Raw genomic sequence first — 12,532 nt, forward strand, 5'->3', positions numbered from 1 at the left:
ATCCCTTCAGCGCTTGACCGACAGGCGGTAGACCATCTGATGGTGATAGGGCTTGCCCGGATCCACCCGCGCCGACAGGAATTTGGGCTGGTTGGGCGAATTGGGGAATTTCTGCGGCTCCAGCGCAATGCCGTCGCCCATGCGGTAGAGATGCCCCTGCTTGCCGATCAGCGTGCCATCGAGGAAATTGCCCGTGTAGAATTGCACGCCCGGTTCTGTGGTCAGCACGTCGAGCACGCGGCCCGAAGCCGGATCTTCCAGACGCGCGGCAAGTTCGGGCGCCTTGGTCGCACCCTTGTCCAATGCAAAATTATGGTCATAGCCGCGTCCAGCGACGATCTGCGCATCGCGCCCGTCGCGGATCCCGTCCGCGACGCGGCGCGGCGCACGAAAATCGAAAACCGTACCCTCCACCGGCTTCAGTTCGCCGGTCGGGATCAGATTGGCGTCCACGGGCGTGAACGCCTTGGCCGGGATGGTCAGCAGATGGCCCAGCGCGCCGTCCCTCGACCCTTCACCTGCCAGATCGAAGATCGCATGGTTGGTCATGTTGACGATGGTCGGCTTGCTGGTCCTCGCGTCGAAGGCGATGCCCAGATTACCTGCTTCGTCCAGCGTATAGGTGACGGTGGCGTCGAGCTGCCCCGGATAGCCGGCGTCGCCGTCCGGGCTGGTGAGGGCCAGGACCAGCGTGGCGGTCGGCCCATCCTTCAGCGACACGACTCTCCATGGCTGCTTGTCGAAGCCCTTGCCGCCGCCATGCAGCGAATTGACCTTGTCGTTGAGCGGCAATTGATAGCTTTTGCCGTCCAGCGTGAACCTGCCCCCGGCGATGCGGTTGGCATAACGGCCGACGGTCACGCCGAAATAATTGGGATGGTCGACATAGCCGGCAAGATCATCATAGCCCAGCAGGACGTCCGCGATCCGGCCATTGCGATCCGGCCCGGCCAGCTTCTGCAGCGTCGCGCCATAGGTGAGGATGGTGGCCGACACGCCCTGCCCGTTCTTCAGCGTGATTGACTCGATCGCGGTTCCATCGGCCAGCGTGCCGGCCGGCGCGCGGCTCGCCTCCGCCGCCAGCACTGTCGAGCTTGTCATCATGAGGGCAGCACCGTATGACAACGTTGACAACACCGATCTGTTCATAAAGGCCTTTCGCATGCGGTTCCTCCCTTGACGCGATTGACGCGCCGTTGGAGGAGATATACTCATACAAAATAATCAGGCGCAACCCCGTTCAGGTGCGCCCCGTTTCGACTCTTCCGGAGAAGGATGAATGGCAGGACCCATTTCCCCCACTGCGGCGCCCGCCGCGGCCCATAATCCCGGCACGCGCTACGGCCCTGCCCTGACGTTGCTGGCCAGCCTCTTTTTCATGTGGGGCTTCATCACGGTCATCAACAACACGCTGCTGCCGCACCTGCGCAGCGTGTTCGAGCTCAGCTATACGCAGACGACACTGATCGAGTCGGTATGGTTCATTGCCTATTTCGTCGCGTCCATTCCTTCGGCCAAGCTGATCGAACGCGTCGGCTACCAGAAGTCGCTGGTCACCGGCCTGCTGATCATGGCCGCGGGCGCGCTGGGCATGATGCTGGCGGCGTCCATCCCCTCTTATGGCGTGACGCTGATCATGCTGTTCGTGATCGCCAGCGGCATCACCCTGCTTCAGGTGGCTGCCAACCCCTATGTAGCGGTGGTCGGCAAACCGGAAACCGCGTCCTCGCGCCTGAACCTGGTCCAGGCGATGAACTCGGCCGGCACCATGCTCGCTCCGATGTTCGGCGCTTACCTGATCCTTGGCCGATCGAAGGGCGGCACCGCGCAGGGCGATATCGTGCTGACGCAGGCTGAGCGGCTGGCCGACGCCCAGTCGGTGATCCTGCCCTATGGCCTGGTTGCCGTCGTGCTGGTCGTGCTGGCGGTCGTGATCGCGCGTTTCCCGCTGCCCGCCATGGGCGCGGCCGCGACGCGCCTCGCCAAGGAAGAGCGGAAGAAACATTCGCTCTGGGCGCACCGCAATCTGGTGTTCGGCATTCCGGCGATCTTCATCTACCTCATCGCGGAAATCGGCGTCGCCAACCTGTTCGTGAACTTCGTCAGCCAACCCGACATCGCCAATCTTACCCATGAACAGGCGGGCCGTTACCTGACCTTCCTCTGGGGTGGCATGATGGTCGGCCGGTTCGCGGGATCGGCGATCATGCAGCGGATCGATGCGGGCAAGGTGCTGGCTGCCTTTTCCGTCGGCGCCTTCATCGTGATGATGATCACCGTCTTCGCTCAGGGGCCGGTCGCCATGTGGTCGCTGATCCTGGTCGGCCTGTTCCACTCGATCATGTTCCCGACGATCTTCACCCTCGGCATCAAGGGGCTTGGACCGTTGACCGAGGAGGGATCGGGTCTTTTGATCATGGCCATCGCCGGCGGCGCGCTGGTGGTGGTACAGGGCTGGCTGGCGGACCATTTCGGGTTGCAGACCAGCTTCCTGCTGACGGCGCTGTGCGAACTCTATATCCTCTTCTACGCACTTTGGGGGTCCAGGCCGACCCACGCGCTGCCTGATCAGCAGATCGGGTGACGGAAAGCTCGAAGTCGGAAAAGGCCGAAGCGGGATGTCCGCTTCGGCCTTTTCCTTATCCCGTCACCTTGCCATGGCGCTCGCCGTATCCTCCAGCGCCAGGTCGACGAGCACGCCCATAGCCTCCGCCGCTGCGGCCGCGTCTCCGGCCGCAATAGCGTCAAACACGCGCGCATGGTCCGGAATGGGATTGCGCGGCAAGGCGCGTGCCCTTTGCTTGTATTGGGTGGTCCAGTTCACCGCCGCGCCGATGCTGGCCGATAGCGTCCGCAATGCGTCGTTGCGCGTCGCATTCAGGATCGCATTGTGAAAGTCGCGATCCGCCCCGCGCCCGGCATCGGTCGCCAGCGTATGGCGGCGCATGGCAGCCAGGGCGTCCTTCATCAGCCTGATGTCTTCCTTGGTTCGTCGCTGCGCCGCGAGTCGAGCCGCCGCGGGTTCGACTATGGCCCGCAGTTCGAACAGATCGCGCACGAACTGCACGTCCGGTTCCCCGGCAAAGGCCCAGGCCAGCACCTCGGGATCCAGCAGGTTCCAGCGATTGCGCGGCAATACCCGGGTCCCCGCCTTGGGCCTGCTTTCGACCAGCCCCTTTGCGGTCAGCACCTGTATCGCCTCGCGATAGGCGCTGCGCGACACTTCCAGTTCCTCGGAAAAGGCGACTTCACCCGACAAGACATCGCCCGGAGCATATTGGCCGGACAATATCGCCGTTCCCAGCTTGTGCGCAATCGCGCCGTGCAAGCGCCTGCCAGGACCACGCACCTCCTTCGATGCACCTCCAGCACCCTCTGCCGTCCCCTTGGAAAGCTGTTTTTCTTTAGCCATTGATGCGCCTCCGCCCCGCTTTCCTAGCAGTCCATCGGATAAGGCGAAACATGTCATAGTCTTTTCGATCATACCGATATCACAAGGCGGCCAGGATCATGCAGGGCCAGAGGCGGTTTGCCATGCTGGACGTGCAAAACCCAATCCGGAACGGCGATCCGATTCAACTCGACCGAAGCTGCTCGAAAGGGCATTGCCACGCTGGCGGGCGGCGCATATTGACCGCCACCATTTGAAAAATGGGAGCGCTTGTGAAGAAGATCGGATTCCTCTCCTTCGGTCACTGGTCCGACGCAGCCTTCTCGGAGGCCCGCACAGCGTCGGATGTCCTGCATCAATCGATCGACCTCGCGGTCGCGGCTGAGGAACTGGGACTCGATGGAGCCTATTTTCGCGTGCATCACTTCGCGCGCCAGCTCGCTTCGCCCTTTCCATTGCTGGCGGCCATCGGCGCTCGCACGAAGCGGATCGAAATCGGCACCGGCGTCATAGACATGCGGTATGAAAACCCCCTCTACATGGTCGAAGATGCCGGGGCGGCGGACCTCATCGCCGGCGGGCGGCTACAGCTTGGCATCAGCCGGGGATCGCCGGAACAAGTGATCGATGGATGGCGCCATTTCGGCTATGCGCCGGCTCAAGGCGAAAGCGGCTCCGACATGGGGCGCCGGCATGGCGAGGTATTCCTCAGATTGCTCAAGGGCGAGGGTTTTGCCGAGCCCAACCCACGCCCGATGTTTCCCAATCCGCCCGGCAAGCTGCGCCTCGAGCCACATTCGGCTGGGCTGCGCGACCGGATCTGGTGGGGTTCGGCATCGAACGCAACCGCGGAATGGGCAGCGCGCATGGGCATGAACCTGCAAAGCTCGACACTCAAGGCCGACGAGACCGGCGAACCCTTTCACATTCAGCAGGCCAGGCAAATACGGGCCTACCGCGAAGCCTGGGCCGCTGCCGGTCATGATCGCCAGCCAAGGGTGTCCGTGTCGCGCTCGATCTTCGCGCTCGTTGACGAACGCGACAGGCGTTATTTCGGACGGGATGACAGCGCGGACCAGATCGGGGTGATCGACAATATGCGCGCGGTTTTCGGTCGATCCTATGCTGCCGAACCCGACAGGCTGATCGAACAGTTGCGGGAGGACGAAGCCATTGCCGAGGCCGACACCCTGTTGCTGACCGTGCCTAACCAGCTTGGCGTCGACTATAACGCCCATGTGCTGGAGGCTATCCTGACCCATGTCGCGCCCGCGCTGGGCTGGCGCTGACTGGGACGCGCCGATGCGGCTGGAGCGCGCGCACTGCGGCAATTCCGACGCAGTGCGCGGCGTGTATCAAGCCAATGTTCGACGACTGTTGATGGCCGGCCCAAGCTCGTGCACCAGGCAATTCACGACTTGCTGGACCTTCTGCGACAGATGACGACGCTGCGGATAGACCGCCCAGATCGGCTCGTCATTGGGTTGCAGATCATCGAAAAGCAGTTCCACCATGCCATGCTTGAGATAGGGCAGGACGTAGAAGTCAGGTAACTGGCAAATGCCCAGACCCGAAACGCAGGCTTCCATCACGGCATGGCCGCTATTGCACCTGAAGCGCCCCCTGGGTCGATGGATGATTTCGCGTTCGCTGACCTTGAAATGCCATGTCGCCGCCGTACCGGCGATGCATTCATGGGACGCCAGGTCCTCGATACGCTTCGGGCGCCCCGCAGATGCAAGATAGCTTGGCGCGGCGCAGGTGTAGAGGCTTCGAGACGCCACCTGTGTCGCTATCAGCCGGGTATCACTTACCGAACCTGTTCTTATCGCGAGATCAAACCCTTCGCCAACCAGGTCGATGACACGATTGGACAGTTCGATGATCACGTTCAGCTTGGGATGCTGCATGGCAAAGCGTCGGATGATCGGCGCCACGAACCGCTCGCCCAGCGCTGTCGAACATGTAACACGCAGTTCGCCCAACAGGTCTCCACTGTCCCCGACAAGCGCAATTGCTTCATCCCTGTCCTGAGCAATGCGCTCACATCGCTCTAGGAAAATGCGACCTGTGTCCGTCAGTTTGACGGTGCGGGTGGTGCGGTGAAAAAGTTGCGCCTGGAGCCGTTGCTCCAGGGCCATGATCGACCGGCTGACATGGGTTGTCGACATTCCCAGGCTCTTTGCACCGTGTGTGAAGGACCCCGTCGTAGCGACGCTGATGAACTCGTCGATACCGTCCCAGGCGGACATCTCATTATCCCTTCAGAGAAATAAACTTTTGCGAAAAGATCATATTATCACTTCGCTGAAAAAGCGCTAGTGTCCGGCATCAAGAGGGCCTTCCGTGGTTTGCTGCCATCATTCGCATGGGCGCGAAGCTTACCAGCCATGCCACGGCATGCTCGCTTCTAAAAAATCCGAACGGAATGAGGACTGAGACATGAAAACCCGCGCCGCAGTCGCCTTTGAAGCAAAAAAGCCGCTAGAGATCGTGGAAGTGGACCTGGAAGGCCCCAAGGCCGGTGAGGTTCTTGTCGAGATCATGGCGACCGGCATCTGCCATACTGACGCCTATACGCTGGACGGTTTCGACAGCGAGGGCATCTTCCCCTCGATCCTGGGCCATGAGGGCGCGGGCATCGTGCGTGAGGTTGGCCCCGGCGTAACCAGCGTGAAGCCGGGGGACCATGTGATCCCGCTCTACACGCCCGAATGCCGCCAGTGCAAAAGCTGCCTGTCCGGCAAGACGAACCTGTGCACCGCGATCCGCGCCACGCAGGGCAAGGGGCTGATGCCTGACGGCACGACGCGCTTTTCCTACAAGGGCCAGCCGATCTTCCACTATATGGGCTGCTCGACCTTCTCGAACTTCACCGTCCTGCCCGAGATTGCAGTGGCGAAGATCCGTGAGGACGCCCCCTTCCAGTCCAGCTGCTACATCGGCTGCGGCGTGACGACGGGCGTCGGCGCGGTCATCAATACGGCCAAGGTTCAGGTCGGCGACAATGTCGTCGTCTTCGGCCTCGGCGGCATCGGCCTCAACGTGATCCAGGGCGCGCGCCTTGCCGGCGCCAAAAAGATCATCGGCGTCGACCTCAACCCCGATCGCGAGGAATGGGGCCGCAAGTTCGGCATGACCGACTTCCTCAATTCAAAGGGCCTCTCGCGCGAGGAAACCGTTGCGAAGGTGGTCGAACTGACCGACGGCGGCGCCGACTATACGTTCGACGCGACCGGCAATACCGAGGTGATGCGCACCGCGCTGGAGGCATGCCATCGCGGTTGGGGCACCTCGATCATCATCGGCGTGGCCGAGGCGGGCAAGGAAATCTCGACCCGTCCCTTCCAGCTTGTGACGGGCCGCAACTGGCGCGGCACCGCCTTCGGCGGCGCCAAGGGCCGCACCGACGTTCCCAAGATCGTCGACATGTACATGACCGGCAAGATCGAGATCGACCCGATGATCACCCACGTCATGGGCCTGGAAGAGATCAATACCGCTTTCGACCTGATGCACGCCGGCAAGAGCATCCGCTCGGTCGTCGTCTTCTGACCCTAGTTACTTCCACCTGCAAGGAGAGAAAAAATGGCCGATCCAGTGATTTCCGGAAACGAGGTCTTTTCGCATACATGCATCGGCGCGAGCGATCTTGCCGCATCGACGAAGTTCTATGACGCGGCGCTCGGTGCGCTCGGCATCAAGAACATGGGTCCCTTTGGCGACAGCTGCTTCCTCTACGGCAAGGACAAGCCCGCATTCCTGGTGCTGAAGCCCGGCAATGGCGGCGAGCCCAGCAGCAACGGCGTCACCATCGGTTTCTCCGCTGCCAGCCCGGCAGAGGTCGATGCCTTCCATGCGGCGGGAGTGGCCGCCGGCGGTACGGATGAGGGTGCAGCCGGTCCGCGCGGCCACCTGCCCGGCGCCTATGCCGGTTACCTGCGCGATCCGGCAGGCAACAAGGTCTGCGCCTACACCTTCACGGACGGCAACTGACCCATGGCGATGGAGCAGGTCAGCACGAACCGGTCCTTCGGCGGTGAGCAGGGCGTGTATAAACATGCCTCTGCCGCCACCGGGACAGAGATGACCTTTTCGGTCTTCGTTCCCCCGCATCAGCCCGGGACGAAGCTGCCGGTCGTCTGGTATCTGTCCGGGCTGACCTGCACGCACGCCAATGTTACGGAAAAAGGCGAGTTTCGCGCGGCTTGCGCGGAACTCGGCCTGATCTTCGTCGCGCCCGACACCTCGCCGCGCGGAGAAGGCGTGCCGGATGATCCGGCTGGAGCCTATGATTTCGGTCTGGGTGCCGGCTTCTATGTCGACGCGACGCAGCCGCCCTTCGACCGCCACTATCGGATGTGGTCCTATGTGACCGAAGAACTGCCTGCCCTGATCGCAGAAAATTTCCCCGTGGACATGGATCGCCAGTCGATCATGGGCCATAGCATGGGCGGTCACGGTGCCCTCACCGTCGCGCTCCGCAATCCGGGCAAATATGCATCGGTGTCGGCCTTTGCGCCCATCGTCGCGCCCGGCCAGGTGCCCTGGGGGGAAAAGGCACTGACCGGCTATCTGGGCCAAGATCGCGCGACATGGCGCCTGCATGATGCGGTGGCGCTGATCGAGGACGGCGCCCGCGTGCCGGACCTGCTAGTCGACCAAGGCAGCGCGGATCCTTTCCTGGAAAAGGAATTGCGGCCGGAACTTCTCAAAAGCGCTTGCGAGGCGGCAGGCATCGACCTGACGCTCAACCTGCGCGAAGGCTATGACCATAGCTATTATTTCATTTCAACTTTCATGGCCGACCATTTGCGCTGGCATGCGGCCCGCCTCAGCAAGGATTGATTGATGGTTCAGATTTTCGTGACTGGTCGCGACGGCACCGAACATGCAGTGCAGGCCGAGGCTGGTCTGTCGCTGATGGAAGCGATCCGGGACAATGGCCTTGACGAGCTGCTCGCGCTTTGCGGCGGATGCTGTTCCTGTGCGACCTGCCATGTCTATGTGGAGGAAGGCCCCGAAACCTCGTCGGTCAGCGAAGACGAGAATGACCTGCTCGACAGCAGCGACCATCGCAATGGCCTGTCGCGCCTATCCTGCCAGATTGCGCTGACGGCGGAACTGGATGGATTGCGCGTCACCATCGCGCCGGAGGACTGATGAACGAAACCCTTCTGTCCCGCTATTATGACGCCTTCAACCGTGGCGATGCCGGGGCCATGCTCGACCTGCTGACGGAGGATGTCGTGCATGAGCCCTCGCAGGGCGAACCGCGCCATGGCAAGGCCGCCTTCGCTGCGTTTCTCGATCACATGAACCGCTGCTACCGCGAGCAGGTGATCGATCCGGTCTTCCTGAGCTCGTCGGACGGTACCCGCGCGGCGGCCGAATTTCAGCTGGAGGGCGAATATCTCCTGACCGACAGCGATCTGCCGCGCGCGCGCGGTCAGCGCTATCGGCTTCGGGTCGGCGCCTTTTTCGACATTGTCGACGGCCGGATCGCGCGGGTCAGCAACCATTACAACCTCGCCGACTGGCTGCGGCAGGTCAGCGAAGCGGCATGATGGCCGATCAGGCCGCGCCGCTGGTGGTAGAGCGGATCGGCCGCGACGACCTGTCGCTGCGCGCGCTCGCGACGCTGCGCATGACTGTGTTCAGGACGTGGCCCTATCTCTATGACGGCAGCCTGGATTATGAAGCGGCCTATCTGGACGAATTTCTGAGCGCTGACGACGCGATCGTCATCGTCGCGCGGGTCGGCGACATTCCCGTCGGCATGGCGACCGCTTCACCCATGGCGACGCAATCGGACGTGATCAAGCGACCCTTTCTGGCTGCCGGGGTCGATATCGGAACGACTCACTATTTCGGGGAATCGGTTCTGCTTCCGCAATTTCGCGGACAGGGCATCGGCCATCGCTTTTTCGACGAACGGGAAACCGCAGCTAAGGCAGCCGGTGCGGATTGCACCGCCTTTTGCGCTGTGGTGCGGGAGGAAAACGATCTGCGCCGTCCCGATGACGCGCGGGATTTGCATGATTTCTGGCAAAAGCGCGGCTATCGCCTTGCCCCTCACTACGACACGCATCTGTCGTGGAAGGAGGTCGGGGATGTGCAGGAGAGCGAACATCTCATGCGCTTCTGGATCAAGAAATTCTAGAATGATTTCCAGGCGACCCGAACCGATCGCCGGTCAGGAAATACGAGGAATGCAGCATTCGGGCGGTGATCTGATCCCATCAGATCAAAATCCGCCGTCGGAAAGGCATTAACCGGGGGAACGGGACGAAGGTGGAAGAAGTTCGGATCGCGGCGGCACAATATCCGATCGAGCTGCTGCCAAGCTATGAAGCGTGGGAAGCCAAGATCAGCCTATGGGTGGCAGAGGCGGCTGGCCAGGGTGCTCAACTGCTGCTTTTCCCAGAATATGCAGCGATGGAACTGGCTGGCTGCGATCCGGCGGCTGCATCCGACCTTCAGCGCTCATTGGAACTGGTGATGGCACTCAGCGACCGGGCGGACGAACTGCACCGGCGTCTCGCCAGACGCCATGGGCTGGTGATCGTGGCGGGCAGCGGCCCGGTGCGCGACGACCGCGGGTTGATCGTCAACCGCGCGCGGCTTTTCTGTCCTGACGGCAGCATGGGCTGGCAGGACAAGATCGTGATGACCCGCTTCGAACGCGAAATCTGGGGTATTTCGGGCGGCACGCGGATCAACACTCTGGACACGCCCTTCGGCCCGGTCGGCATCTCCATCTGCTACGACTCGGAATTCCCATTGATCGCGCGCGCGCAGGCTGAGGCCGGAGCGCGGATCATCCTCGTACCTTCGGCGACCGACAGCATGCAGGGCTATTGGCGGGTGCGGATCGGCGGACAGGCGCGCGCGCTCGAAAATCAATGCTATGTGGTACAGGCGCCAACGGTGGGACTTGCCCCCTGGTTACCCTCGCTCGATGAAAATTACGGCGCGGCGGGCGTCTATGGCCCGCCGGATGGCATCACCCCGGATGACGGCATCTTTGCCATCGGCCATGCCAATGACGGTCAATGGTTGTTCGCGGATGTCGATCTGACTCAAGTCGATGAGTGGCGGCGGAACGGCAGCGTCCTGCCTTTCCGGCACTGGTCCGAACAAATGGTCGGCCAGGCATCGATGCCCGCCGGCATCGCCAATGACAATGCGGTGGAACCTGTAGAGAGGCAGAATGGCAGCACCCTGCCGTTGGTTGAAGGGCTGAACGAATGAGTTATTATGACGTTCTGATCGTGGGCGCGGGTCATGCTGGTGCCCAGGCGGGGATATCGCTGCGGCAGCTTGGCTTTGAAGGGTCGATCGGGATGATCGGCGATGAGAAGGATCCGCCCTATGAGCGCCCTCCCCTTTCGAAGGAATATTTTGCGGGTGACAAGAGCTTTGAGCGCATCCTGATCAGGCCGGCGAGCTTCTGGGCAGAACGCGGGATCGACATGCTGCTGGGCCATCGGGTCAAGGCGGTGGATCCGGTGGGCAAGTTCGTGACCATGGGCGGCAAGGAAACGGGCGATCGGGAAATCGGCTATGGCAAGCTGATCTGGGCGACGGGCGGCTCGCCGCGCATGTTGACCTGCACCGGCGCCGAAGCATCCAATGTCCACGCCGTGCGCCGTCGCGACGATGTCGACGCGATGATGGCGAAGATCGACCAGATCAACCATGTGACGGTGATCGGCGGCGGCTATATCGGGCTGGAGGCGGCCGCGGTGCTGAGCAAGTTCGGCAAGAAGGTCGTGCTGCTAGAGGCTCTGGACCGCGTGCTGGCGCGCGTTGCAGGCGAGGAGCTGTCGCGCTTCTACGAAGCGGAGCATCGCGCCCATGGCGTCGACCTGCGCACCGGCGCGCGCATGGACTGCATCGAAGTGACCGATGGCGATGCGGGTCCTCGGGCGACCGCCGTGCTGATGCAGGATGGCGAGCGGATCGAGACCGACATGGTCATCGTGGGCATCGGCATTATCCCGGAAACCGGCCCGCTGATCGCGGCGGGCGCCGTGGGCGGCAATGGCGTGGATGTGGACGAATATTGCCGCACCAGCCTGCCCGACATCTATGCGGTGGGCGATTGCGCCGCCCATGCCAACAGCTTCGCCCGCGGCGCGCAGATCCGGCTTGAATCGGTTCAGAACGCCAATGACCAGGCGAAGACGGCCGTCAGCCATATCATGGGCAAGGAAGAACCCTATCATGCCGTGCCCTGGTTCTGGTCGAACCAATATGACCTGAAGCTCCAGACCGTGGGCCTTTCAACAGGGCATGACCAGACGATCCTGCGCGGCGACCCGGCAACCCGCAGCTTCTCTGTCCTCTATCTCAAGTCCGGCAGGCTCATCGCGCTCGACTGCGTCAATGCGGTCAAGGATTATGTCCAGGGCCGAGCCCATGTCATTTCCGGCGCACTGCTCGACCAGGCACAGCTCGCCGACCCCGGCGTCCCACTCAAAGAAGTGGGCGAATATTCGGCCTGAACCATTTCCCGATCAGCGGCAGGTGTCGGTCGCCCGGAATCAATCTGGAGCGGGGTCGGTCTGATTAAATCAGATCGACCCCGCTCCAACAAAGCGGTTCTACCACATAGCTGCCGGGCGACAGCAGAAGCATGGGCAGTTTGGCGGCAGTCCTGTGGACTGCCGCGTGGCTAGTATCAGCCCTGTGCGACCAGACCGGCCGCTGCAATACCCGCGAGTGCAGCCGCCTCGTCATTGTCGGACGTGTCGCCGGTGATGCCGACGGCGCCCACGATCTTGCCGGCAGCATCCTTGACGATGACGCCGCCCGCCGCCGGAATGATGCCTGCCGCTGCAATGGGGCCCAGCGAAGCGACAAAGCTCGGACGCTCAGCAGCCATGTCAGCGATTGCCCGCGAGTTGATGCCAAGCGCGAGCGCACCCGAAGCCTTGCCGGTAGCGATCTGCGGACGCAGCGTCGAAGCGCCATCGGCACGCTGGAAGGCGATCAGATGACCGCCCGGGCACAGCACCGCGATCGACAGCGGCTTGAGGTTCAGCTCCTTGCCCTTGGCAAAGGCAGCGGCGATGATGATATTCGCCTGATCAAGGGTGATCACACTCATGAGTAACTCCTGTTGAAATGGGGTAC

At 62.3% G+C, this 12,532-nt stretch carries 14 protein-coding genes; 10 read left to right on the forward strand and 4 right to left on the reverse strand.

Translation table 11 applies throughout. The features are described 5' to 3' along the window. Nucleotides 1-6: 6 nt before the first annotated feature. Nucleotides 7-1,104 carry an aldose epimerase family protein gene (locus MRBLSP13_RS14625; RefSeq protein WP_363755212.1) on the reverse strand — a complete coding sequence of 366 codons (1,098 nt, stop codon included), beginning with the start codon at nt 1,102-1,104 and terminating at the stop codon, nt 7-9. A gap of 175 nt (nt 1,105-1,279) precedes the next feature. Between MRBLSP13_RS14625 and MRBLSP13_RS14630 the strand changes: the two genes are divergently transcribed. Beyond that, nucleotides 1,280-2,584, forward strand: coding sequence for a sugar MFS transporter (locus MRBLSP13_RS14630; protein ID WP_363734400.1), 1,305 nt, complete (start codon nt 1,280-1,282; stop codon nt 2,582-2,584). Between the two features lie 63 nt (nt 2,585-2,647). On the opposite strand, the gene MRBLSP13_RS14635 is transcribed toward MRBLSP13_RS14630, so the two are convergent. Beyond that, a complete protein-coding gene (locus MRBLSP13_RS14635) occupies nt 2,648-3,412 on the reverse strand; it encodes a FadR/GntR family transcriptional regulator (protein WP_363734399.1) in 765 nt (254 codons plus the stop codon). A 239-nt stretch (nt 3,413-3,651) separates the two neighbouring features. Here MRBLSP13_RS14635 and MRBLSP13_RS14640 point away from each other — a divergent pair, with 239 nt between their 5' ends. Continuing rightward, a complete protein-coding gene (locus MRBLSP13_RS14640; protein WP_363755214.1) occupies nt 3,652-4,680 on the forward strand; it encodes an LLM class flavin-dependent oxidoreductase in 1,029 nt (342 codons plus the stop codon). Nucleotides 4,681-4,746: 66 nt separating this feature from the next. Here MRBLSP13_RS14640 and MRBLSP13_RS14645 read toward each other — a convergent pair whose 3' ends face one another. Continuing rightward, nucleotides 4,747-5,643, reverse strand: a complete 897-nt coding sequence (locus MRBLSP13_RS14645) for a LysR family transcriptional regulator (RefSeq protein WP_363755216.1) — start codon at nt 5,641-5,643, stop codon at nt 4,747-4,749. A gap of 190 nt (nt 5,644-5,833) precedes the next feature. Here MRBLSP13_RS14645 and MRBLSP13_RS14650 point away from each other — a divergent pair, with 190 nt between their 5' ends. The 8 genes from MRBLSP13_RS14650 to MRBLSP13_RS14685 all read left to right on the forward strand — a co-directional run bounded on the left by MRBLSP13_RS14650 (nt 5,834) and on the right by MRBLSP13_RS14685 (nt 11,901). Continuing rightward, entirely contained in the window at nt 5,834-6,946 is a 1,113-nt protein-coding gene (locus tag MRBLSP13_RS14650; protein WP_363734396.1) for an S-(hydroxymethyl)glutathione dehydrogenase/class III alcohol dehydrogenase, read from the forward strand. Between the two features lie 33 nt (nt 6,947-6,979). Next, nucleotides 6,980-7,387, forward strand: coding sequence for a VOC family protein (locus MRBLSP13_RS14655; protein WP_363734395.1), 408 nt, complete (start codon nt 6,980-6,982; stop codon nt 7,385-7,387). A 9-nt stretch (nt 7,388-7,396) separates the two neighbouring features. Next, a complete protein-coding gene (fghA, locus tag MRBLSP13_RS14660) occupies nt 7,397-8,239 on the forward strand; it encodes an S-formylglutathione hydrolase (protein WP_363755274.1) in 843 nt (280 codons plus the stop codon). Between the two features lie 3 nt (nt 8,240-8,242). Continuing rightward, the gene (locus MRBLSP13_RS14665; RefSeq protein WP_363734394.1) at nt 8,243-8,554 is read left to right on the forward strand and encodes a 2Fe-2S iron-sulfur cluster-binding protein; all 312 of its coding nucleotides are present in this window, start codon (nt 8,243-8,245) and stop codon (nt 8,552-8,554) included. Continuing rightward, entirely contained in the window at nt 8,554-8,958 is a 405-nt protein-coding gene (locus MRBLSP13_RS14670) for a ketosteroid isomerase-related protein (protein WP_363755218.1), read from the forward strand. The genes MRBLSP13_RS14665 and MRBLSP13_RS14670 overlap by 1 nt, the downstream gene beginning before the upstream one ends. Beyond that, nucleotides 8,955-9,554 carry a GNAT family N-acetyltransferase gene (locus MRBLSP13_RS14675; protein ID WP_363755220.1) on the forward strand — a complete coding sequence of 200 codons (600 nt, stop codon included), beginning with the start codon at nt 8,955-8,957 and terminating at the stop codon, nt 9,552-9,554. Before MRBLSP13_RS14670 ends, MRBLSP13_RS14675 begins: the two co-directional genes overlap by 4 nt. Nucleotides 9,555-9,685: 131 nt before the next feature. Continuing rightward, nucleotides 9,686-10,645, forward strand: a complete 960-nt coding sequence (locus tag MRBLSP13_RS14680) for a carbon-nitrogen hydrolase family protein (protein ID WP_363734391.1) — start codon at nt 9,686-9,688, stop codon at nt 10,643-10,645. Continuing rightward, entirely contained in the window at nt 10,642-11,901 is a 1,260-nt protein-coding gene (locus MRBLSP13_RS14685) for an NAD(P)/FAD-dependent oxidoreductase (protein WP_363755222.1), read from the forward strand. Before MRBLSP13_RS14680 ends, MRBLSP13_RS14685 begins: the two co-directional genes overlap by 4 nt. 176 nt (nt 11,902-12,077) lie before the next feature. Here MRBLSP13_RS14685 and MRBLSP13_RS14690 read toward each other — a convergent pair whose 3' ends face one another. Then, nucleotides 12,078-12,506: a GlcG/HbpS family heme-binding protein gene (locus MRBLSP13_RS14690; RefSeq protein WP_363735876.1), complete on the reverse strand. Its 429-nt coding sequence runs from the start codon at nt 12,504-12,506 to the stop codon at nt 12,078-12,080. Nucleotides 12,507-12,532: the final 26 nt, after the last annotated feature.

The organism is Sphingobium sp. LSP13-1-1.1 (assembly GCF_040676415.1).
Taxonomy (GTDB): domain Bacteria; phylum Pseudomonadota; class Alphaproteobacteria; order Sphingomonadales; family Sphingomonadaceae; genus Sphingobium.

What these genes read in the sequence shown, in the direction of transcription:
- MRBLSP13_RS14670 (WP_363755218.1), top strand. Translation starts at nt 8,554, where the DNA reads ATGAACGAAACCCTTCTGTCCCGCTATTATGACGCCTTCAACCGTGGC.
- MRBLSP13_RS14640 (WP_363755214.1), top strand. Translation starts at nt 3,652, where the DNA reads ATGGGAGCGCTTGTGAAGAAGATCGGATTCCTCTCCTTCGGTCACTGG.
- MRBLSP13_RS14635 (WP_363734399.1), bottom strand. Translation starts at nt 3,412, where the DNA reads ATGGCTAAAGAAAAACAGCTTTCCAAGGGGACGGCAGAGGGTGCTGGA.
- MRBLSP13_RS14665 (WP_363734394.1), top strand. Translation starts at nt 8,243, where the DNA reads ATGGTTCAGATTTTCGTGACTGGTCGCGACGGCACCGAACATGCAGTG.
- MRBLSP13_RS14650 (WP_363734396.1), top strand. Translation starts at nt 5,834, where the DNA reads ATGAAAACCCGCGCCGCAGTCGCCTTTGAAGCAAAAAAGCCGCTAGAG.
- MRBLSP13_RS14645 (WP_363755216.1), bottom strand. Translation starts at nt 5,643, where the DNA reads ATGTCCGCCTGGGACGGTATCGACGAGTTCATCAGCGTCGCTACGACG.
- fghA (WP_363755274.1), top strand. Translation starts at nt 7,397, where the DNA reads ATGGAGCAGGTCAGCACGAACCGGTCCTTCGGCGGTGAGCAGGGCGTG.
- MRBLSP13_RS14685 (WP_363755222.1), top strand. Translation starts at nt 10,642, where the DNA reads ATGAGTTATTATGACGTTCTGATCGTGGGCGCGGGTCATGCTGGTGCC.
- MRBLSP13_RS14625 (WP_363755212.1), bottom strand. Translation starts at nt 1,104, where the DNA reads ATGATGACAAGCTCGACAGTGCTGGCGGCGGAGGCGAGCCGCGCGCCG.
- MRBLSP13_RS14655 (WP_363734395.1), top strand. Translation starts at nt 6,980, where the DNA reads ATGGCCGATCCAGTGATTTCCGGAAACGAGGTCTTTTCGCATACATGC.
- MRBLSP13_RS14630 (WP_363734400.1), top strand. Translation starts at nt 1,280, where the DNA reads ATGGCAGGACCCATTTCCCCCACTGCGGCGCCCGCCGCGGCCCATAAT.
- MRBLSP13_RS14690 (WP_363735876.1), bottom strand. Translation starts at nt 12,506, where the DNA reads ATGAGTGTGATCACCCTTGATCAGGCGAATATCATCATCGCCGCTGCC.
- MRBLSP13_RS14675 (WP_363755220.1), top strand. Translation starts at nt 8,955, where the DNA reads ATGATGGCCGATCAGGCCGCGCCGCTGGTGGTAGAGCGGATCGGCCGC.